This window comes from Thalassorhabdomicrobium marinisediminis (assembly GCF_003072065.1).
Taxonomy (GTDB): Bacteria; Pseudomonadota; Alphaproteobacteria; order Rhodobacterales; family Rhodobacteraceae; genus Octadecabacter; species Octadecabacter marinisediminis.
The window spans coordinates 142,750-162,022 of sequence record NZ_QCYG01000006.1; the positions used below are offsets into that span (position 1 = coordinate 142,750).

General features: G+C 64.7%; 20 protein-coding genes. 6 read left to right on the forward strand and 14 right to left on the reverse strand.

The window, feature by feature from the left end; genetic code table 11:
* Positions 1 to 47: 47 nt before the first annotated feature.
* Positions 48 to 857: a type I methionyl aminopeptidase gene (gene map, locus DC363_RS10405; RefSeq protein ID WP_108641088.1), complete on the forward strand. Its 810-nt coding sequence runs from the start codon at positions 48 to 50 to the stop codon at positions 855 to 857.
* On the opposite strand, the gene rsmD is transcribed toward map, so the two are convergent.
* Both rsmD and DC363_RS10415 read right to left on the reverse strand, forming a co-directional pair.
* The gene (gene rsmD / locus DC363_RS10410) at positions 854 to 1,402 is read right to left on the reverse strand and encodes a 16S rRNA (guanine(966)-N(2))-methyltransferase RsmD (RefSeq protein WP_108641089.1); all 549 of its coding nucleotides are present in this window, start codon (positions 1,400 to 1,402) and stop codon (positions 854 to 856) included. The two genes, map and rsmD, sit on opposite strands and share 4 nt — an antisense overlap.
* A complete protein-coding gene (locus DC363_RS10415; protein WP_108641090.1) occupies positions 1,399 to 2,607 on the reverse strand; it encodes an NAD(P)/FAD-dependent oxidoreductase in 1,209 nt (402 codons plus the stop codon). The genes rsmD and DC363_RS10415 overlap by 4 nt, the downstream gene beginning before the upstream one ends.
* 82 nt (positions 2,608 to 2,689) lie before the next feature.
* Here DC363_RS10415 and DC363_RS10420 point away from each other — a divergent pair, with 82 nt between their 5' ends.
* Complete coding sequence (locus DC363_RS10420; RefSeq protein ID WP_108641091.1) at positions 2,690 to 3,178, forward strand: peroxiredoxin; 489 nt, start codon at positions 2,690 to 2,692, stop codon at positions 3,176 to 3,178.
* A 5-nt stretch (positions 3,179 to 3,183) separates the two neighbouring features.
* Here the strand turns inward: DC363_RS10420 and DC363_RS10425 are convergent, their stop codons facing one another.
* The 6 genes from DC363_RS10425 to DC363_RS10450 are packed head-to-tail and all read right to left on the reverse strand — an operon-like array spanning position 3,184 to position 8,962.
* The gene (locus DC363_RS10425; RefSeq protein ID WP_108641092.1) at positions 3,184 to 3,462 is read right to left on the reverse strand and encodes a 4a-hydroxytetrahydrobiopterin dehydratase; all 279 of its coding nucleotides are present in this window, start codon (positions 3,460 to 3,462) and stop codon (positions 3,184 to 3,186) included.
* Positions 3,459 to 4,643 carry a GNAT family N-acetyltransferase gene (locus tag DC363_RS10430; protein ID WP_108641093.1) on the reverse strand — a complete coding sequence of 395 codons (1,185 nt, stop codon included), beginning with the start codon at positions 4,641 to 4,643 and terminating at the stop codon, positions 3,459 to 3,461. The genes DC363_RS10425 and DC363_RS10430 overlap by 4 nt, the downstream gene beginning before the upstream one ends.
* 42 nt (positions 4,644 to 4,685) lie before the next feature.
* Positions 4,686 to 5,432, reverse strand: coding sequence for a glycerophosphodiester phosphodiesterase family protein (locus tag DC363_RS10435; RefSeq protein WP_108641094.1), 747 nt, complete (start codon positions 5,430 to 5,432; stop codon positions 4,686 to 4,688).
* Positions 5,429 to 5,887 (reverse strand): RidA family protein, encoded by a 459-nt coding sequence (locus tag DC363_RS10440; RefSeq protein WP_108641095.1) that lies wholly within the window; start codon positions 5,885 to 5,887, stop codon positions 5,429 to 5,431. Before DC363_RS10440 ends, DC363_RS10435 begins: the two co-directional genes overlap by 4 nt.
* A 31-nt stretch (positions 5,888 to 5,918) precedes the next feature.
* On the reverse strand, positions 5,919 to 7,211 hold the full coding sequence (locus tag DC363_RS10445; RefSeq protein WP_108641096.1) for an HlyD family type I secretion periplasmic adaptor subunit: 1,293 nt from the start codon (positions 7,209 to 7,211) through the stop codon (positions 5,919 to 5,921).
* The gene (locus DC363_RS10450; RefSeq protein ID WP_108641097.1) at positions 7,208 to 8,962 is read right to left on the reverse strand and encodes a type I secretion system permease/ATPase; all 1,755 of its coding nucleotides are present in this window, start codon (positions 8,960 to 8,962) and stop codon (positions 7,208 to 7,210) included. Before DC363_RS10450 ends, DC363_RS10445 begins: the two co-directional genes overlap by 4 nt.
* Before the next feature lie 178 nt (positions 8,963 to 9,140).
* On the opposite strand from DC363_RS10450, the gene DC363_RS10455 reads away from it, so the two are divergent.
* The 3 genes from DC363_RS10455 to DC363_RS10465 are packed head-to-tail and all read left to right on the forward strand — an operon-like array spanning position 9,141 to position 10,965.
* Positions 9,141 to 9,890, forward strand: a complete 750-nt coding sequence (locus DC363_RS10455; RefSeq protein ID WP_108641098.1) for an MlaA family lipoprotein — start codon at positions 9,141 to 9,143, stop codon at positions 9,888 to 9,890.
* Entirely contained in the window at positions 9,890 to 10,486 is a 597-nt protein-coding gene (locus DC363_RS10460) for an MlaC/ttg2D family ABC transporter substrate-binding protein (RefSeq protein ID WP_108641099.1), read from the forward strand. The genes DC363_RS10455 and DC363_RS10460 overlap by 1 nt, the downstream gene beginning before the upstream one ends.
* A complete protein-coding gene (locus DC363_RS10465) occupies positions 10,486 to 10,965 on the forward strand; it encodes a hypothetical protein (protein ID WP_241962977.1) in 480 nt (159 codons plus the stop codon). The genes DC363_RS10460 and DC363_RS10465 overlap by 1 nt, the downstream gene beginning before the upstream one ends.
* Positions 10,966 to 10,975: 10 nt before the next feature.
* Here DC363_RS10465 and DC363_RS10470 read toward each other — a convergent pair whose 3' ends face one another.
* The 5 genes from DC363_RS10470 to smpB form a co-directional block, all read right to left on the reverse strand.
* Positions 10,976 to 13,135 carry a transglycosylase domain-containing protein gene (locus DC363_RS10470; protein ID WP_108641100.1) on the reverse strand — a complete coding sequence of 720 codons (2,160 nt, stop codon included), beginning with the start codon at positions 13,133 to 13,135 and terminating at the stop codon, positions 10,976 to 10,978.
* A 157-nt stretch (positions 13,136 to 13,292) separates the two neighbouring features.
* Positions 13,293 to 14,069 carry an SDR family NAD(P)-dependent oxidoreductase gene (locus tag DC363_RS10475; RefSeq protein WP_108641101.1) on the reverse strand — a complete coding sequence of 259 codons (777 nt, stop codon included), beginning with the start codon at positions 14,067 to 14,069 and terminating at the stop codon, positions 13,293 to 13,295.
* A gap of 151 nt (positions 14,070 to 14,220) precedes the next feature.
* On the reverse strand, positions 14,221 to 15,405 hold the full coding sequence (locus DC363_RS10480) for an amino acid aminotransferase (protein WP_108641102.1): 1,185 nt from the start codon (positions 15,403 to 15,405) through the stop codon (positions 14,221 to 14,223).
* Positions 15,405 to 16,262, reverse strand: coding sequence for a 3-mercaptopyruvate sulfurtransferase (gene sseA / locus DC363_RS10485; protein ID WP_108641103.1), 858 nt, complete (start codon positions 16,260 to 16,262; stop codon positions 15,405 to 15,407). The genes DC363_RS10480 and sseA overlap by 1 nt, the downstream gene beginning before the upstream one ends.
* Positions 16,263 to 16,370: 108 nt before the next feature.
* A complete protein-coding gene (smpB, locus tag DC363_RS10490; RefSeq protein WP_108641104.1) occupies positions 16,371 to 16,847 on the reverse strand; it encodes an SsrA-binding protein SmpB in 477 nt (158 codons plus the stop codon).
* 164 nt (positions 16,848 to 17,011) lie between these two features.
* On the opposite strand from smpB, the gene DC363_RS10495 reads away from it, so the two are divergent.
* The gene (locus tag DC363_RS10495) at positions 17,012 to 18,208 is read left to right on the forward strand and encodes a hypothetical protein (protein WP_108641105.1); all 1,197 of its coding nucleotides are present in this window, start codon (positions 17,012 to 17,014) and stop codon (positions 18,206 to 18,208) included.
* Positions 18,209 to 18,273: 65 nt separating this feature from the next.
* Here DC363_RS10495 and dapA read toward each other — a convergent pair whose 3' ends face one another.
* Entirely contained in the window at positions 18,274 to 19,146 is an 873-nt protein-coding gene (gene dapA / locus DC363_RS10500; protein ID WP_108641106.1) for a 4-hydroxy-tetrahydrodipicolinate synthase, read from the reverse strand.
* Positions 19,147 to 19,273: the final 127 nt, after the last annotated feature.

Below are 19,273 nucleotides of genomic sequence, written 5' to 3' on the forward strand. Positions count from 1 at the left end.
ACCGGTGCGCTTTGCCCTATCTGAAGGCAGGAACGAAAGGGACGACGATGAAGACTTCCAAAGCACGGCTGACCAAGGACGGGATCAAGCTGCACGCGCCCGAGGATTTTGCCGGGATGCACAAGGCCGGGCGTCTGGCGGCTGAAATCCTGGATCGGATCGCGGAACACGTGACACCGGGGCAGACCACCGGCGCGCTGGACGAAATGATCACCCGATGGGTCGATGAGGCGGGCGCCACCTCGGCCACCATCGGCTACAAGGGCTATCAGCACGCCAGTTGCATCAGCGTGAACCATGTCGTGTGTCACGGTATTCCCGGCGGCAAGGTGCTGAAGGCGGGCGATATCATCAACATCGACGTCACGGTGATTGTCGATGGCTGGTTCGGCGACACCAGTCGGATGTATGTGGCGGGCGGCAAGCCGAGCGTGAAGGCGGAGCGGTTGATCCAGGTGACCCACGATGCGCTGATGCTGGGGATCGAGGCCGCGAAGCCGGGCAATACCTTTGGCGACATCGGCCATGCGATCCAGGCCTATGCGGAAAGCCAACGCATGTCCGTGGTGCGGGATTTCTGCGGGCACGGGCTGGGGCAGGTGTTCCACGCGCCGCCCAACGTGCTGCACTACGGGCGGCCGGGGACGGGGCCGGTGCTGGAAGAGGGGATGTTCTTCACCATCGAGCCGATGGTCAACCTTGGCCGCCCCGAGACGAAAATCCTCAGCGACGACTGGACGGCGGTCACCCGGGACAAGAGCCTGTCGGCGCAGTTCGAGCATTCCATCGGCATCACGGCAGAGGGCGCGGACATCTTCACGCTGTCGCCTGCGGGCAAGTTCCACCCGACTTACTAGGCGTCAGGGGTCAGCAAGGTGATATGCGTGTCGCCGTAGCGGCGCTGGTCCTGCGGGGTGAACCCGGCCAGCGCTTGCGGCGCGCTGTCTTCCCAGACGATGAGCGCGTCGGGAGCCAACCAGCCTTGCGCTTGCGCAGATTGCAGCGCGGCTGCGCCGAGTGCCTTGCCGTAGGGCGGATCGAGGAACACCAAATTGCAGGGGGCGGGCGCCGCCGGCAGCCGGTCCGCCGCGCAGGTGAGCAGGGTCGCATCGCCCGTGCGCCGCGCCTTGGCGAGGTTTTCACGGATCAGGCGTTGGGCCGTGCGCCCATTGTCGACGAAGGTGACTTGCACCGCGCCGCGGGACAACGCCTCAAGCCCCAGCGCGCCGGTGCCCGCAAACAGATCAAGTACCCGCGCCCCGTGGGGCAATCCGTAGCCCATCAGCACGTTGAACAGGCTTTCACGCACCCGGTCCGGCGTGGGGCGCAGATGGGCACCCGCATCGCCCTTGCCCACGGACGCGAGGGCGAGGCCCCGGTGCTGACCGGCGATGATCCTCATGCTTTCAGCAGGGCCTTCATGTCTGTCTCGGGGTTCGCGATCACCTCTGGTGCGGGCGATTTCCCCGCTTCGATCAGCCGCTTGCCGATCATATAGTTGCGTGCATCGTTCATGGCGTCCACCGCGATCAGCCGGTCGCCGTCGTAATACCAGTGTGAGCGCGCGCCGTCCGTCTGCCGCACGACGACATCCGTATAGCCAAGGTTCAGCCCCGCGATCTGCAGTTTGACGTCATATTGGTCGGACCAGAACCACGGCTTGGGCCGGTAGGGCTGCTCGGCCCCCAGCATGTTGCGGGCGACGCATTCCGCCTGATCGATGGCGTTGCCGACGCTCTCCAGCCGCACGCGCGCGCCGTTCCACTCCAGCGTGGCGCAGTCGCCAGCGGCCCAGATATGCGGGTCCGAGGTGCGGCCGTGGGCGTCGGTAACGATGCCGTTGTCCACCGTCACCCCGGCGCTTTCGGCCAGCACCGTCGCGGGGGTGATGCCGACGCCGACGATGGCGAAATCCACTTCGAGCGTTGTGCCGTCGGACAGAACCGCGCCGGTCACGCGGTCGGTGCCGGTCAGGCGGTCCAGCCCCACGCCTTCGCGGATGTCAACGCCGTGACGCTGGTGCAATTCACGGAAGTAGTCCGAGGTTTCGGGTGCGGCGACACGCTTGAGGATGCGGTCGGCCATTTCGACCAGCACCACCTCAACCCCGCGTTTTGCCGCCACCGCCGCGGCTTCCAGCCCGATGTAGCCGCCGCCGATGATCAACACGCGCCGGCCGGCCTGAAACTCGGGCGCCATGGCGTCGGCGTCGGCCAGATCGCGCACGGAATAGACCCCGTCGAGCGTGCCGCCGATCTCGGCGGGCAGGGTGCGGGGGTGCGATCCGGTGGTGAGGGCCAGCTCGTCGTAGGACAGCACCTCATCCCCCGCCAGCGTCACCCTCCGCGCCGCCGCATCGATGGCGACCACGCGCGTGTCGGTGCGCAGGGTGATGTTCTGGTCGTCATACCAGTCGCGCGGGCGCAGGAAGAGGCGGTCGCGCTCCATCTCGCCCAGCAGGTAGGCTTTGGAGAGGGCAGGGCGCTGGTAGGCGGGGTCAGGCTCGGCGCCGATCAGCGTCACCGCGCCCTCGAACCCTTCGCTGCGCAGTTTCGCGACAAGCGACAGACCGGCCTGACCGGCTCCGACGACGACAATATGGCTCATATCCGCGGTTCCATCTGGTTGCTTCCGGTTTGGACCCTATAGTGGCCCTGACGACCAACGCAATTGCCGAAAGGACGACGAAATGACGATTTCCGTGGGGGACAAACTGCCCGATGCGATGCTGGTGAAAATGGGTGAGGAGGGGCCGGAGCAGATCTCGGTCTCGACCCTGACCGAAGGGCGCAACGTGGTGCTTTTCGGCTTGCCCGGGGCCTATACCGGCACCTGCACCACCGCCCATGTGCCCAGCTTCATCCGCACCAAGGATCAGTTCATGGAACGTGGCGTGGACGAGATCATCTGCATCTCGGTCAACGATCCTTTCGTGATGGGCCAGTGGGGTGAGGATACGGGCGCGACCGAGGCGGGTATCCTCATGGTTGGCGATCCGGCGGCGGAGTTCTCCAAGGCGCTGGGGCTCACGTTTTCCGCCCCCGCGGCCGGGCTTATCGACCGCTCACAACGCTATGCGATGCTGGTGATGGACGGAGAGGTGAAGGTGCTCAACATCGAGGACAGCCCCGGCACCTGCGAAGCCTCTGGCGGTGAGGGATTGCTCGACGAGATGTAGCGCCGCTAGCTCGCCAGCGCATCCATGCGCTGGGCGAGCTTGAGGTCGAGGTCCGTCAACCCGCCCGTGTCATGGGTGGTGAGCGTGACCTCGACCGTCTTGTAGACGTTGAACCACTCGGGATGGTGGTTGAGCTTTTCCGCCGTCATGGCGACCGAGGTCATCCAGCCGAAGGCTTCGATGAAATTCCTGAAGGTGAAGGTCTTCGTGGCCTTCGCCTCCTCGACCGTCCACCCTGCTTCGGTGAGGGCGTCGCGGCCCGTTTGGTCCAATGGGTTGCTCATTCCTGTTCCTCCACCTGTGCTTTGCGGAAGGGCCCGTAGGAGGTGAGGACCTCGATTTCCTCATCCACGGCGCGGCGTTCCGCCTCCAGATAATCCGCCACCGCCTGCCGGAACCCCGCATCGCCGAACCAGTGCAGCGAGTGGGTCGTCACCGGCAGGTAGCCACGGGCGAGCTTGTGTTCGCCTTGCGCCCCCGCCTCGACCCGTTTCATGCCATGGGCGATGGCGTAGTCGATGGCCTGATAATAGCAGATTTCGAAATGCAGACAGGGGTGGTGTTCGGTGCAGCCCCAGTAGCGGCCATAAAGCGTGTCATGCCCGATCATGTTCATCGCCCCCGCCACGGGCACACCGTCGATTTCAGCGAAGACCAGAAGGATGTCGTCCTTCAGCGTCTCGGCGGCGATGTCGAAGAAAGCGCGCGTCAGATAGGGCTGGCCCCATTTGCGCGCGCCGGTGTCCTGATAGAAGGTCCAGAGTGCATCCCAGTGGTGCGGTTCGATGGCGTCGCCAGTCACCTGCACGATCTGGCCGCCGAAGGTCTGCGCCGTGCGCCGTTCGCGGCGCAGGGTCTTGCGCTTGCGAGAGGACAGCGCGGCAAGGAACCCGTCCCAATCCGCATAGCCGTCGTTGGCCCAGTGATATTGCTGCGCGGTGCGGTGCAACAGGCCCATCTCGGCCCCGGCCAGTGCCTCGGCCTCGGTGCAGAAGGTGGCATGAAGCGACGACAGCTCATTGTCGGCAGCGATCTGCACCGCGCCCTGCACCAACGCCGCCATGCCCGCGACCTCGAACCCCGGACGGGTCAGGAAGCGCCGCCCGGTGGCGGGCGTGAAGGGCACCGCGATCTGCAGTTTGGGGTAATACTGCCCGCCGGAGCGTTCATAGGCATGGGCGAAGTTGTGGTCGAACATGTATTCGCCCTGCGAATGCATCTTGCCGTAAAGCGGGGCGACGGCGATCACCTCACCGTCCTGTCGGGCGCACAAATAGTGGGGTTCCCACCCCGTTCCCGCGCCCACGCTGCCGCTGTCCTCAAGCGCTTTGAGGAACCTGTAGGTCGTGAACGGATCAACCGGCCGCCCGGTCGCGGCCTCGGGGCAGGCGCAGGCATCCCAGTCGGCGGGGTCGATCGCCGACAGGCTGCGATGGGCGCTGAGTTCGATTGTGCTGCCGTCCATGATGGATAGGTGGCCCCCGTCGCGCCGCAATCAAGAGGGTGTTCAGGCGCGGTAACCCTCGAACGTGATATTGTCGGCCACCTTGCGGGCGCGGGCCTCAGCCTCGGCTGACCGCACGGTCCAGCACAGGATCGGCACGCCCCCGGCGTGAAGCTCTGCCACCGGGGCCGCCGTCAGGTCGTCTTGCTGGTGGCTGATGAACGAGGCCTCGACCCGGTCAAAGTCAGGGATGGCGGCAAGGTGCTCGCGCGTGGCGCGGGGCACGGTGGGCCAATCCTCTTGCCGGAACGGGCAGGTGACAAGGCCGCGGGGGATCTGCGGCCCGTGATCGCGGCAGGCGGCGACGGAATGGGGGTTGAACGACATCAGCGCCACGTCGCCGTCGTAGTCCTGCAACAGCGCGCAGATCGCCCTCTCCAACGGTCCAACGTTGGGGCCAAGGGCGCCGTCCTGATCCTTGACCTCGATCAGCAGCGGAACCCGACCGGCCACCCGGCCCAACACATCCGACAGGGTCGGGATAGTGCCACCGCCACCGCGCAGGGCGATCTGCCCCAGCTCTTGCGCCGTGCGCTGAGCAATCGGGCCGGTCTGCGCGGTCAGCCGGTCCAGCGTGTAATCGTGGAACACCATCGGCACACCGTCGCGCGCGCGCTGTATATCGATCTCGATGCCATAGCCCGCGGCAACTGCCGCGCGGATCGCTGCCGGCGAGTTCTCGGCCATCTGCGCATCATGCAGGGCGCGGTGGGCGATAGGCCGCGCCAGAAAACTGTCGGGAAGGGTCATGAGATTTCGAAAATCGCCTCAATCTCGACAGCGACGCCGAAGGGCAGGGACGGGGCCGAGACCGCGCTGCGCGAATGGCGCCCCCGCTCTCCCAGCGCCTCAACCATAAAATCGGACGCGCCATTGATCACCTTGGGCTGATCGCCGAAGTCGGCGGTCGAGTTGACGAACCCGGTGAGCTTGACGACCCGCACCAACCGTTCGATGTCACCGTCGCAGCCCGCTTTGAGCTGCGCCAGAAGCGAGATCGCGCAGGTCCGCGCGGCGGCCGCGCCGTCTTCGGCGGTCATATCCTCGCCCAGCGTGCCGGTGATGAACCCGTCGTCATTGGCCGAGATCTGCCCCGAGACGAAAAGCAGGTTGCCGGACTTCACGAAGGGCACGTAATTCGCCGCCGGAGCGGGGGCATCGGGCAGGGTGACGCCCAGCTCGGACAGGCGGGATTCGATCGACATGACGGGTCCTTTCAGCAGATTTTGCCCGACGCTATCCGTCGCGAAAGGTCCGTGCAACATAGTCCGTCAGGGGGCGCGTCAGATAGTCGAGCGGCGTGCGGTCAGCGGTGCGGATAAAGGCTTCGACCGGCATTCCGGGGATCAACGTGGTGTTGTTGGGCAGCCGCTCAAGCTCGCCATCGTTCAGGGCAATTTCGGCGCGGTAATAAGTGGCGCCGGTGTTCGGGTCCGAGAAGGCGTCTGCCGACACCAGCGCCACCTTGCCGTAAAGCTCGGGCGTGCTGCGTTGGTCCAATGCCGAGAATCGCACGCTGACGTCCTGCCCGATGGTCAGAACGTCGATATCCGTCGGCGCGACCTGCGTAGCGATCACCAGCGGGCGGTCCTGCGGCACGATGAACATCAGCGGATCGGCCGGGCGCACCACCACGCCGGGGCCGAACACCTGCAGCCCGTAGACGATGCCGCTGACCGGTGCGCGAATGTCGAGCCGCTGCAACTGCCGCTCGATGGTGGTGCGCCGTTCGCGCAGCTCCAGCTCATTGAATTGCAGGTCCCGGAGCCGGGTGATCGCCTCTTCCCGGCGCGAGGTTGTCAGCCCGAGGATTTCGATCTCGATCTCGGTGATGCGTTCCTGCGCGCCGCCGATGGCGGCGGTCAGCTCGCCCACCTGCCCCAGAAGGCGCGCCTGTTCCCGTTGCAGATTGAGCACGGTGCCCGCTTGCGCCAACCCCCGATCGAGCAGGTTCTGCTGGTTCGCAAGTTCCTGCCCGATCAGCTCAAGCTGGGTTTCCAGCGCTTCCTGCTGGGCGGTGATCCCTTCGATCTGTGCGGCGATCTGGTCCTTGCGGTTCGACAGTTGCTCGGTGCGTCGCGCGACGCTGTCATTGCGCGCGTTGAAGAGGTTGATCTGCCCGGACTTGAGGCTTTCGACAGTCTCCGGTTTGCCCTCATCCAGCAGCGGATCGAAGGTCAGATGGTCGCTGCCATCCCGCTCGGCCTCGAAACGGGCGCGCCGGGCGAGGACTTCGAACAACTGGCCCTCAACGACGCTCAGATTGGCGCGCAGGTCCTGATCGTCGAGCCGCAAGAGCAGGTCGCCGACCTCGACAGGATCGCCTTCGTCGACGGTAATCTCCGTGGCAATGCCACCGTCAAGATGTTGCACAACCTGCCTGTTCTGATCGACCTCAATCAGGCCGCTGGCGATCACTGCGCCGCTAATCTGCGCCGAGACGGCCCAGCCGCCGAAGCCGCCGACGAGAACCAGAAGCGCCAAGAGCCCCACGGTGAGGGGTTTGCGGGCGGACCATTCGCGGCTCATGTGACGCCTCCGCCTTTGCCGCGGCTTTGATCGATCTGCTGCCGATTGGCAAGGATCTGGGCCTTGACCTCTTCCGTCGGGCCGAAGGCCTTGAGCATGCCGCCATCCAGATACATCAATTTGTCGCAGGCCTCGATCGCCGCAGGGCGGTGCGCCATCACGAAGACGCTGCGCCCCTCGGCCTTCATGGTGCGGATCGCTGTGTTGACGGCCGTTGAACCTTCGTTGTCGAGGTTCGAGTTCGGCTCATCCAGCACCAGAAAGATCGGATCGCCATACATCGCCCGCGCCAGTCCGACACGCTGCACCTGCCCGCCGGACAGGCGGCCGCCGGTGGGGTCGACGATGGTGTCATAGCCGTCGGGGAGGCGCACGATCATGTCGTGCGCGGCGGCGCGTTTCGCGGCCTTGACCACGGCGGCATCATCGGGGTTCGGGGACATCCGGGCGATATTGTCGCGGATCGATCCGCTTAGCAGCGTTACCGTTTGCGGCAGATAGCCGATGTAGCTGCCCAGCACGTCAGGGTCGTATTGGTCCAGCGTCGCCCCGTCGAGCCGGATCGTCCCGCCAGCGGGGGGCCAAAGCCCGGCCAGCGCCCGCGCCAGTGTGGATTTCCCCGCGCCCGAGGGGCCGATCACGCCGACAGCCTCACCGGGTTCGACCTTGAACGACACCATGCGAAGGCTGGCCTTGGTTTCGCCCGGCGGCAGCACCGTGACCTGATCGGCCGCGATGCGCGCGGCGGGGGTGGGCAGGTTGGTGCGCTCCCGCGCTTCGGGCACCGCGCCCAGCAAGCGGGCAAGGTTGGCCCAGCCAATGCGCCCCTTGTTGACCACCGGCCATTGGTTCACCAGCAGCTCAACGGGCGCTAGCGCGCGCCCAAGCAGGATCGAGCCAGCAATCATCGCGCCCGCGGTCAGCTGGTCCTCAAGCACCAGATAGGCGCCGACACCCAACATTGCCGATTGCAGGAACAGCCGGAACGATTTCGACAGGTTGCTGAAGCTGCTGCCCAGATCCCCCGCCTTGATCCCCGCGCGCAAGGACTTGTTGCGCAGGTCGATCCAGCGATGGAAGGCCGAAGACCGCATGCCCAGCGCTTGAATCATGTCCGCCCCGCTGCGCAATTGCTCGCCCATGTTCTGCGCGCGCAGGTTCGCCTCGTTCGCTTCGGCAAGCGGGCGGCGGCTGCTGAGTTGGTTCATGACGGCGATCAGCACAAGGATCAATCCCCCGGCCAGCGCCAGATAGCCCAGATAGGGGTGGAACACGAAGATGCCCAGAACGAAGATCACCGTCCATGGCAGGTCGAACAGCGCCATGGCCACGGGCGCGGTGATCAGTTGCTGCACCCATTGCAGATCTCGCTGGCCGGTCGTGGCCTCGGCCGGAGCGACGCCGGTGGCGCGGGCCCGCATGGAGGCGTCGAACACCCGCCTGTCGAGATCGGCCTGAAACCGTGCGCCCACGCGGCTCATGACACGGCCGCGGGCGAAATCGAGAATGCCCATCATCAGGTAAAGGAACCCCACCAGAACCGAGAGCGCCAACAAAGTCTCATAAGAGCGTGAACCGAGCACACGGTCGTAGACATTCAGCATATAGAGCGGCCCGGTCAGCATCAGCGCGTTCACGAAGCTGCTGAAGATCCCGACGAACCAGTAAAGATGGCGCGACCTCTTGCGGATTGACCGGAGCTCTGTGCGGCCCGCATTGATTTCGGCCCGGGTCGGTTCTCTTAACATCATCGGCGATGCGCTGCCTTTGTTTCTGACCGCGCAATTGCGGCGACGGGGATGCGTCCGAATTCAGACGGGGGATCACGCCTGATCAAATGCAACACGATGTCTGTTGGTTATCGTCTATGAGGAAACTATTTGCTAATTACTAGCAAGCTTTGTCCAGATTCCAGTGTAGTTTTATCCCATGTTTCCGATTCCTTTCCGGTTCCGCGCCCTTCTTCTTGTAACCCTCGTTTCGGCTTGCACCGCGCCTGACCCCGGTGCGGTGTTCAACGACCCTTACGAAGAAAATAACCGTGTAATTCATGCCTTTAACAAAAGCCTCGACAGCGCCTTCCTGCGCCCCTCGGGTGGGGTGACGGCCTCACTCCCGGACGGGGTGACGGATCCGATCGTCAATTTTGCCGACAATGCGGGGCTGCCCGGGGCGGTGGCCAACGGGGTGTTGCAGGCGAATCTCGAAGGGGCGGCGATCAACACGCTGCGGTTCGTGCTCAACACCACCCTCGGCGTGGGCGGGCTTCTGGATCCTGCCAGCAGCATCGGTCTGACCGAACAGGATACAGACTTCGGAGAGACGCTGGCGGTCTGGGGCTTTGATGAGGGCGCATACCTCGAGATTCCGGTCTATGGCCCCTCGACCGAACGGGATGCCGCGGGGCGTCTGGTCGATCTGTTCCTTGATCCGCTGGGGGCCGTCGGCCTGCCAGCGCAGGTGAAATACGGCCCCCTTGCGCGGGTGGCGACGCTTGCGGTGCGGCGGGGGGACTACAAGGATACGATCGACGGGCTACTTTATGACAGTGCCGACAGTTATTCGCAGGCCCGTCTGGTCTACCTGCAGAACCGCCGGTTCGAACTGGGCGAAGCACCGCCCGCTGCAACCGAAATCGACCCTTTCTCGGGGGATGTGAGTTTGGAAGGATTTGAGTGATGACCGAGTTGACCTTCACCCGCCGCCGCGTGATGACCTTGGGGGGCGCGAGCCTTGTGGCGCTGTTGCCGCTGCCAAGCTTCGCGCTGACCAATGCACAGGCCGAAAATCTGGTCAATTCGGCCATCGGGGAAATCAACGGCGTCATCGCCTCGGGGGCGTCGCTCAATTCGATGATCCGCAGCTTCAAAGGCATCTTCGACCGCTACGCCGACACCAGCTATCTGGCCGCCTACGCGCTGGGCAATGACGGGCGCAGCGCCACCAACGCGCAAAAACGCGCCTTTGCCGATGCTTTCGGCTTCTACCTTGCCAACAAATATGGCCGCCGGTTCAATGAGTTCGCAGGCGGGCGCATCCAGTTTGAGGGCACCCGCGCCGTCAACAGCTACATCGAGGTGCGCACCACCGCGGTGTTGCGCAACCAGTCGCCCGTCCGCATCGACTTCCACGTGACAGACCGGCCGGGCCGGCCCGTGTTCTTCAACCTCATCATCGAGGGGATCAACATGCTGCTGGCCGAGCGGGCCGAGATCGGCGCGATGCTCGACGCGCGGGGCGGCAATATCGACGCTTTGATCCGGGATCTGACCTGATGCGACTGACCTTGGCTTTCATCCTTGCCCCGACCCTTGCGATGGCGACCCCCTACGACGGAGTCTATCGGCAGAACGCGAACGCGGAATGCGCGCTTGTGGGGGTCGATGGCGGATCGCTGAAGATCGAGGACGGCGTGTTTTACGGCGTTGACATGGAATGCCGCATGGCCCGCCCGGTGCAGGTCGTGAACATGGATGCGACGCTTTATGACATGAACTGCGTCGGGGAAGACGATGTCTGGACCGAACGCGCCATGGTCATGAACGATGGGGAAGTCGAAAACGGTATCATCATGATCTGGGACGGCTACGCTTTCCGCTATTCCCGCTGCGACCCCGTGCCCGCGCCCGAACCGGTGGATTATGAGGCCGCCCCCGAGGAGGATGCAGAGGCGGACGAGGCTGACGCGGATGCCGAGACGGCAGAAGACGCGGATGCCGACAGCGAAAGCGACGGCAACAGCGACGACGAATAGCCCTGCCTAGTTAGTTGCCCTGCAACTGGCGCAACAGCTCATTGATGATCGTATCGGCCACCGCTTCGGGCAGGTTCAAATTCTCCTGACGGCGCGGCTGCGTGGGCTGGCTGGGCTGTTCCACCGGCGGGGCCGGCTGCGCCTGTGCCGGCACTTCCATCGGCAGCGGCGTCGGTTGCAATCCGTCCAGAACGCGCACCATCGTCTCGTGCCAGATTTCCGCCGGCAAGCCCGATCCCGTGACCCCGGTGAGCGGGGTGTTGTCATCGTAGCCCATCCAGACCCCGGCCACGTAGTCGCCGCTGAACCCGATGAACCAGGCATCGCGCGCGGCCTGCGTGGTGCCGGTCTTGCCCGCAATCTCCCACCCGTCGACGGCGGCGCGACGGCCTGAGCCATCTTCGACCACCTGATACATCATCCAGGTCAACTGCCGCGCGGCATGTTCCTGAATGACCCGTTCGCGAATGCCGCCGGTCGCCTGCAACAGCGGCTCACTCTCGCCGGCCAGCCGTAGCTCCATCAGGCCGTAGGGCCGCACCGCCGAGCCGCCGTTGAGGATGCCCGCATAGGCGCCGGTCATTTCCAGCAGGGTGCTTTCCGAGGTGCCCAGCGCCAGCGCCGGGCCGGAGGCCAGATCGCTGACGATGCCGAAATTCTCGGCCACGGTGCGCACGTTGTCGCGGCCCACACGCTCGGACAGGGCGACCGCCGGGACGTTGAGCGAGCGCTTGAGCGCCTCGACCAGCGTCACCTCACCATAATGGCGGCGGGTGTAGTTCTGCGGGCACCATTCGCCCGAGCCGGGGACGTTCCAGCAGGTGGGCTGGTCCGTCACGGTGTCGAAGGGCGACAGGCCAAGATCAAGCGCGGTGGCATAGACAAAGGGTTTGAACGCCGAACCGGTCTGCCGCAACGCCTGCGTCGCCCGGTTGAACGCGCCCGACACCGTCAGATCGCGCCCGCCCACCATGGCGCGCACGGCCCCGTCGGCGGACATCACCACGATGGCGGCCTGCGCTTTCGAGCCTTCGCGGACGCGGTTCTCGAACACCGAGGTCAGCGCCTCTTCCGCGGCCTGCTGAATGCGCGGATCAAGGGTCGAGCGGATGATCACGTCCTCGGTCGTGTCCTGGGTGAAATAGCTGGGCGCGGTGTCCATGACCCAATCGGCGAAATAACCGCCCGCCCGTTGCCGCGCGGACTCCGACAGTGTGGCGGGGTTGGCCTGGGCGTGGTCCGCCTGCGCGGCGGTCAAATAGCCCTGTTCTTCCATCAGCCGGATCACCGTCGCCGCCCGGTCCTGCGCGCGGGCAAGGTTGCGTGTCGGCGCCCATGTCGATGGGGCCTTGAGCAAGCCGGCCATCATCGCCGCCTGCGGCACCGACACTTCGGCCGCGGAAATGCCGAAATACCGCTGCGAGGCCGCTTCGAACCCGCGCGAGCCTGCGCCAAGATAGGCCCGGTTGAGGTAGAGGGTCAGGATCTCTTCCTTGGTGTAGCGAACCTCGAGCGCGAAGGCGAAGACCGCCTCTTTCGCCTTGCGCCACAGGGTCGTGCGGCGGCAGTCGGCTTCGTAATCGGCTTCGCTGTCCCAAACGGTCTGGTCGTAGGCCTGCCCGAAACACAAAAGTTTCGCGGTCTGCTGCGTGATTGAGGAGCCGCCCGCGCCGGACAGGGGATTGCCCCCCTCACGGTAGTTGCGGACCATGGCGGCGGCGGTGGCGTAGAAATCGACGCCGAAGTGCCAGTAGAACCGCTTGTCCTCGGTCGCGATCACCGCGTTGTGGAGGTTCTCGCTCACGTCGCGGGCGCGGATCATGCCGCCGAACTGGTCGCCCCGCCACGCGAAGGTCTCCCCGCGCACGTCGATCAGCGTGACCGAGCCGCGCGTGCGGCCATCGACCAACTCGTCAATGGGCGGTAGGGTCGAGGAGGTGTAGATGACGCTGGCCACGATGATCAACGTAACGGCCACCGCCCCGCCCCAGAGAAACCGCCACAGCAGGATCAGCGCCCATTTGAACGGCCAAAGCAGCGTCGCAATCGGCCCGCGCGGCTTTCGGGCCGCCTTGCGGCGGGCCGGTCGCGCGGGTTTGCGTTTCTTCGCAGGCGGCTTGCTGCGTTTCTCGGCCACAAGAGGGGGCCTTTTGCCACGTTTACCGGTCATAACTGCTTACTTGCCTATCACGCTGCTGGCGTTTGTTGGCGGCACACTATCGCCCCGAATGGCAAAAGTAGAGCCGCTATCGCCCCCGCGCGGCACTTTTCTGCCGGCGTGATCCGGGCGCACGCCCTCGCTACGTTTGCCCGTTCTGCGCGGCCTGTCAGCCCTGCTTTGTCTGCATCTTCTCGACCAGCTTCAACACCGCGCGGCGTGGCATCAGCGTAAGCGAGCGCAGCGCCACGGCAATCTTGCGGTCGTTGATCGTCACCAACTTCCCCGCCATCATCGCGTCGTAGCCATGTTTGGCAACGCTCTGTGCCGTGGCGCCGGATTTCGTCAGATCGGTGCCGGTCAGATCGGCGCGGTCGGCAAATTCGGTCTCGACATAGCCCGGGGCCAGCACGGTGCAGGTCACCCCCTTGCCGCGCAATTCCTGATCGATGGCCTGACTGTAGGAGTTCACAAAGGCCTTGGTGGCGAAATAGACCGCCTGCAGGGGGCCCGGCATGAACCCGGCGGTGGAGCCGACTTGCAGGATGCGCCCCGCACCGCGCGCGGCCATCTTGGCCGAGAAATGGTGCGTCAACGTGACCAGCGCCTTGACGTTGAGGTCGATCATCGCCTGTTCTTCGGCCAGATCGCGGTCGATGTGGCGGCCATGGCCCCCGAAGCCTGCGTTGTTGATGAGGATTTCGACCGGAACGCCCAACGCCTCGACCGCCTCGATCACCGCCTCGGGTCCGCCATCGGCCCCCAGATCCTGAGCGATCACATGCACGGTGACGCCGTGGGCCTCTTCCAGCTCACGCAGCAAATCGTTCAACGCCGCTTCCCGGCGGGCGACAAGGATCAGATCACCGGACTTCGATGCATGATAACGGGCAAGTTCGGCGCCGATCCCTGAAGAAGCTCCGGTGATGAGGGCGGTGTTGGGCATGGGTCAATCCTTTGCATGGGGTGCGGTCGTGCCACTGACATGGCGCGGCCCCGTGCATAATCAACGCTTGCCCCGACAAAGCAACGCCGCGTTGCTTTGCATTCGAAAGAACAATTCAGCGGCCGCGGGTTGGGCCACGGCCGCAGGCAGGCTAGATGCCCGCGTCGATGATCGCCTGCGCCAGAACAGGGACGGTGTCGGCGTTCAGGCCCGCGATGTTCATGCGACTGTCGCCCACCATGTAGATCCCGTGATCGCGGCGCAGGGTTTCCACCTTGTCCGGCGTGGTGCCAAGGCGGCTGAACATGCCGCGGTGCTCAGCCAGAAAGTCGAACCGGTCGGAATTGGACCGCTTGCGCAGCTCATCGGCGAGTTGCGCCCGCAGGTCGAGCATGCCAAGGCGCACCTCTTCCAGTTCGGCCTGCCAATCGGCGCGCAATTCGGGATCGGTCAGGATCGTCGTCACCACCCGCGCGCCATGGTCCGGCGGGAAGCTGAAGTTCTGCCGGTTCAGGAACGCCATGTTCTGCTGGGCAATCTTGCATTCGTCGCTGTCCTTGGCCACGGCCATCAGGATGCCGGTCCGCTCACGGTAGATGCCGAAGTTCTTCGAGCACGAGGCCGCGATCAGCACGTTGTCGAACGCGGCTGCGACCGCCTGAGTCCCCGCGCCATCCTTCTCGAGCCCGTCGCCGAAGCCCTGATAGGCGATGTCGATGAAAGGCACCGCGCTTTTCTGCTGCAGCAGCTCGATCACGCCTTTCCACTGCGGCATCGTCAGGTTCGCGCCGGTGGGGTTGTGGCAGCAGCCGTGCAGCAACACGACATCGCCGGGCATCACGGCGCCCAGATCGGTGAGCATGCCCACATAATTGACGTTGCCGGTATTGGCGTCGAAATAGCGGTAGGTCTTCGACTTCATCCCGAGGTAGTTGATGATCGACGGGTGGTTTGGCCACGTCGGGTCGGAATACCAGATCGTCGCGTCGGGCGCGGCGAGCTTGATCAGCTCCAGCCCCTGCCGGATCGCGCCGGTGCCGCCCGGCGTGGCCACAGCGGCCACGCGGTCGCGGGGCACCGCATCGCCCAGCACCAGCTTGATCATCACGTTGGAAAACTGCGGATCCCCCGCCAGCCCGGTGTAGGCCTTGGTGTCCTGCTGTTCGACCAGCCGCTGTTCGGCGGCTTTCACCGCGCGCATCACCGGCGTGTGGCCGCTTGCGTCCTTGTAGACGCCGACGCCCAGATCGACCTTGGTCGTGCGCGGATCTTCGCGGTAAGCCTCGGAAAGGGACAAAATTTTATCTTTGGGCTGTTCGGACAGATGTTCCAGCATCAGGCGTCTCCTGTGGCGATGGGAAGGTCATGGAAGGTGCCCCATTCGGACCAGCTTCCGTCATAAACGGCGTGATCGGACTTGCCCATGCGCTCAAGGGCCAGCGCCAGAACCGAGGCTGTGACCCCCGACCCGCAGGACAGGATCGCCGGCTTCGACAGATCGACGCCCGCCGCCTCGAACACCGCGCGCAGGGTGTCCGGGTCTTTCATCGTGCCGTCGGGGTTCAGCAGGTCCTTGAAGAACACGTTGCGGCTGTTGGGAATATGGCCGGAGCGCAGGCCGGGGCGGGGTTCATCGACCTCACCGCGGAACCGTTCGGGCGCGCGGGCGTCGATGATCACGTAATCGCCCAGCTTCGAGGCCGCGGCGACCTGTGTGACGTCCTTTACCAACTGGTTCTGCCGCCGCACCGTCATGTGGCGGTCGCGCACCACGGGGGGCAGATCCTCAACCGGGCGTCCTTCGGCCTGCCATTTCGGAAAGCCACCATCGAGCACGGCGATATCCATCTTGCCCATCAGCCGGAACAGCCACCAGACGCGGGCGGCGCTGAACAGGCCAAGGCTGTCATAGACGACGACCTGATGCCCGTCGCCCACGCCCATCTTGCGCATCCGGCTGAGGAATTTCTCGACCGAGGGGGCCATGTGCGGCAATTCGGAGCGGTGATCGCTCACCTCGTCAATGTCGAAGAACCGCGCGCCGGGGATGTGCGCGGCGTCGTATTCTGCGCGGGCATCGCGACCGGCATCGGGCATGAACCATGTGGCATCAAGGATGCGCAGGTCCGGATCCTTGATGTGGTCGGCCAACCATGCGGTCGACACCAGCGTTTTCGGATCATCTTGCGACATGAGGCCCCCAGACATGCAGGTTGTTTCAGGATCGCATTGTCCCTACCCCCGTGCCCTGTCCTGTGCAAGCGCCGCGCGCGTCAGCCTATGTGAAAGACAGCGTAAAGCCTATTCGCCGTGGCGCAGCAGGCGGGCCTTCTGGCGTCCCCAGTCGCGCTTGGCCTCTGAGGCGCGCTTGTCCTGCTTCTGCTTGCCCTTGGCGATGGCAATCTTGATCTTCACGCGGCCCTTGTGGTTGAAATACAAGACCAGCGGCACAAGCGTCATGCCCTGCCGCTGGGTCGCATTCCACATCCGCGCCAACTCGCGCTTGGTGACCAACAGCTTGCGCCGGGCGCGTTCCTCATGGGGGAACATCGCCTGTTTGTAGGGCGCGATATAGGCGTTCACCAACCACAGCTCCCCATCCTCAACGGCCGCATAGCTGTCAGCGATGTTGGATTGCCCCGTGCGCAGGGATTTCACCTCGGACCCGGTGAGCACGATGCCGCATTCCACGTCATCCTCGATGGCGTAGTCATAGCGCGCGCGCCGGTTCTCGGCGATCACCTTGTAGTTCGGGTTGTCGTCTTTTTTCTTGGCCATAGGCCTAGCAGATAGGCGAAGGCAGGGCAGGCGACAAGCCATCGGCTGCGGGATTCGCACAGGCGGGGGCGCAGACGGCGCGGCTGGCGGGGGTGCGGCAGGCTGGTCGGCGCGCTGGCATCGGGTTAGACGTGAAGCCGCGTTGCATTGCGAAAGAGGTGCCCATGGCCCATGTCGTCCAGACCGATCAGCTCGTCTCCGAGGGTATCCTGACCGCGGATCAGGGGGCGATCATCGCCAGCCGGTCGCGCCGCGTCATGGTCTCGCTCGCCATCAACACCGTGCTGAGCATTGGCATCATCGCCGCCGCCGCGGGCTTCATCGCCCTGCTGGCCGATGCGTTCTCGGTGGCCCTTGTGGGGGCGGTCTTTCTTGCGCTTGGCGCGGCGATCCTGACCCGCGCGGACGCGCTGTATCGCATGTTCGGTCTGGCGGCCGCACTGATCGGGGCGGGCATGCTCGCCGGGGGCAGCTCGATCGAGATCATTGACACTTTCGGAGAGGATGCAGGCGGTCTGGCCCTTGCCCTGTTGGGGCTGGGTGTCACCGGTCTCGTCGCTGCGCTGCACCGCAAAGCCACCGCGCGCACGGGTTTCCTGAGCGGCAGCCTTCTGATCCTCGCCGTGGGGATGCACCTTCTGGGGCTTTACACATGGGCCGCCGCCGCAGAAATTGACGGGTTGCCCGCCGCGCTGGTGCACCTGTGGGCCGCGGTGGTGCTGTTCGCGGCAGGCGTTGTGATCGACGTGCGGCTGGTCACCGCGCTCGCCATTGTGCCCTTCGCGCAGATCCTCGACACCGGCACCTTCTATGCTTTCGCAATGTATGCCTTCTACAGCCCTGAAAGTACGCTCACGATCGTGCAGATGGCGCTGGCGATGGCGGTGTGCGTGGCCGTGGCGGGCCATCTGGCCGACCGCTACCGCCGCCACACGCACCTGTTCGGGATCATGGCCTTTGTCGTTGCCAACCTGTGCTTTCTGGTGGGCAGCCTGTGGGGCGACGTCGTCGGCAGCCACCTTTGGGGGCCGGGGCATTACAGGTATGAGGGGGATTATGAGGCTTACACCGAGGCCGTCAGAGCCTTCGAGGCGCGGACGCTGGTGATTTCCGAACATGTCTATTCGATCGTCTGGGCGGTTCTTCTGATCGCAGCGGCGGTCTGGGCGGCGAACACCCACCGGCGGGGGGTCTTCAATGCGGCGATGACCTTTGCCGCGATCCACGGCTACACGCAGGTGTTCGAGACCTTCTACGACGAGCCCCTGGCCTATGTCATCGGCGGGCTGGCGGCGATCCCGCTGGCCTGGGGGTTGTGGCGGTTGAACGACCGGTTCGAAAGTCTGGCCGCGAAGCCGTGAGGGGGCGCTGAAACGATAACGGGCGGGATGATCCCGCCCGCTTGATAATTCTGCGCTGTGGAGGCCTAGTTCAACAGGCCCGCATGCACCATGGCATCGCGGATCATCTGCTTGGTGCTGTCCTCAAGCTCGGTGAGGGGTGAGCGCACCTCGTCCGAGCACAGGCCCAGAAGCGACATGCCGTATTTCGCGCCCACGACGCCGGGCTCATGGAAGATCGCCTTGTGCAGGGGCATCAGACGATCATTGAGCGACAACGCGGTGTCAAAGTCGCCCTCGGCGGTGGCCTTTTGCATCTGCGCGCAAAGCGCCGGCGCGATATTGGCCGTGACCGAAATGCAGCCCACGCCGCCCTGTGCGTTGAAGCCGATGGCCGTGGGGTCTTCGCCGGACAGTTGCACAAAATCCGTGCCGCAGGTGATCCGCTGATTCGGCACCCGCGCCAGATCGCCGGTGGCATCCTTCACGCCCACGATGAACTCATGCTGGGCCAGCTCACCCATGGTTTCAGGCGACATGTCGACCATGCAGCGGCCGGGGATGTTGTAGATGATGATCGGCAGGCCGCAGTCCGCAGCCGCGGTGAAATGGGCAATCAATCCGCGCTGGGTGGGCTTGTTGTAATAGGGCGTGACAACAAGCGCCGCATCCGCGCCCGCTGCTTTCGCCGCCTTGACCAGCCGCACCGTCTCGGTCGTGTTGTTCGACCCGGCGCCCGCGATCACCGGCACCCGCCCGTTCGCCGCTGCGACGACGGTTTCGACAACCTGATCGTGCTCCTCATGCGTCAGGGTGGGGCTTTCGCCCGTGGTGCCCACCGGCACGAAACCGTTGCTGCCCTGTTCCACATGCCAATCGACAAGTTTTTTCAGCGTATCAAGATCCAGCTTGCCGTCCGCAAACGGCGTGACAAGAGCAGGGAGAGACCCTTTGAACATGATACGCATCCTTTGGTTGGGGGCCGTCGCGGCCCGGTGATACGCGGTCCTTAGTGGGGTTTTCCGCCTTTGCCAAGTTTGTGAGTTGCGCCCTCCAATCGATGTTCTACCTATGTTGAGTGTTTAC

Coding starts and splice junctions, on each gene's coding strand:
- DC363_RS10420 (WP_108641091.1), top strand. CDS start 2,690: ATGACGATTTCCGTGGGGGACAAACTGCCCGATGCGATGCTGGTGAAA.
- DC363_RS10465 (WP_241962977.1), top strand. CDS start 10,486: ATGCGACTGACCTTGGCTTTCATCCTTGCCCCGACCCTTGCGATGGCG.
- DC363_RS10440 (WP_108641095.1), bottom strand. CDS start 5,887: ATGTCGATCGAATCCCGCCTGTCCGAGCTGGGCGTCACCCTGCCCGAT.
- DC363_RS10495 (WP_108641105.1), top strand. CDS start 17,012: ATGGCCCATGTCGTCCAGACCGATCAGCTCGTCTCCGAGGGTATCCTG.
- DC363_RS10435 (WP_108641094.1), bottom strand. CDS start 5,432: ATGACCCTTCCCGACAGTTTTCTGGCGCGGCCTATCGCCCACCGCGCC.
- sseA (WP_108641103.1), bottom strand. CDS start 16,262: ATGTCGCAAGATGATCCGAAAACGCTGGTGTCGACCGCATGGTTGGCC.
- DC363_RS10445 (WP_108641096.1), bottom strand. CDS start 7,211: ATGAGCCGCGAATGGTCCGCCCGCAAACCCCTCACCGTGGGGCTCTTG.
- DC363_RS10470 (WP_108641100.1), bottom strand. CDS start 13,135: ATGACCGGTAAACGTGGCAAAAGGCCCCCTCTTGTGGCCGAGAAACGC.
- dapA (WP_108641106.1), bottom strand. CDS start 19,146: ATGTTCAAAGGGTCTCTCCCTGCTCTTGTCACGCCGTTTGCGGACGGC.
- DC363_RS10460 (WP_108641099.1), top strand. CDS start 9,890: ATGACCGAGTTGACCTTCACCCGCCGCCGCGTGATGACCTTGGGGGGC.
- DC363_RS10455 (WP_108641098.1), top strand. CDS start 9,141: ATGTTTCCGATTCCTTTCCGGTTCCGCGCCCTTCTTCTTGTAACCCTC.
- DC363_RS10415 (WP_108641090.1), bottom strand. CDS start 2,607: ATGAGCCATATTGTCGTCGTCGGAGCCGGTCAGGCCGGTCTGTCGCTT.
- DC363_RS10430 (WP_108641093.1), bottom strand. CDS start 4,643: ATGGACGGCAGCACAATCGAACTCAGCGCCCATCGCAGCCTGTCGGCG.
- DC363_RS10425 (WP_108641092.1), bottom strand. CDS start 3,462: ATGAGCAACCCATTGGACCAAACGGGCCGCGACGCCCTCACCGAAGCA.
- DC363_RS10480 (WP_108641102.1), bottom strand. CDS start 15,405: ATGCTGGAACATCTGTCCGAACAGCCCAAAGATAAAATTTTGTCCCTT.
- smpB (WP_108641104.1), bottom strand. CDS start 16,847: ATGGCCAAGAAAAAAGACGACAACCCGAACTACAAGGTGATCGCCGAG.
- rsmD (WP_108641089.1), bottom strand. CDS start 1,402: ATGAGGATCATCGCCGGTCAGCACCGGGGCCTCGCCCTCGCGTCCGTG.
- DC363_RS10475 (WP_108641101.1), bottom strand. CDS start 14,069: ATGCCCAACACCGCCCTCATCACCGGAGCTTCTTCAGGGATCGGCGCC.
- map (WP_108641088.1), top strand. CDS start 48: ATGAAGACTTCCAAAGCACGGCTGACCAAGGACGGGATCAAGCTGCAC.
- DC363_RS10450 (WP_108641097.1), bottom strand. CDS start 8,962: ATGATGTTAAGAGAACCGACCCGGGCCGAAATCAATGCGGGCCGCACA.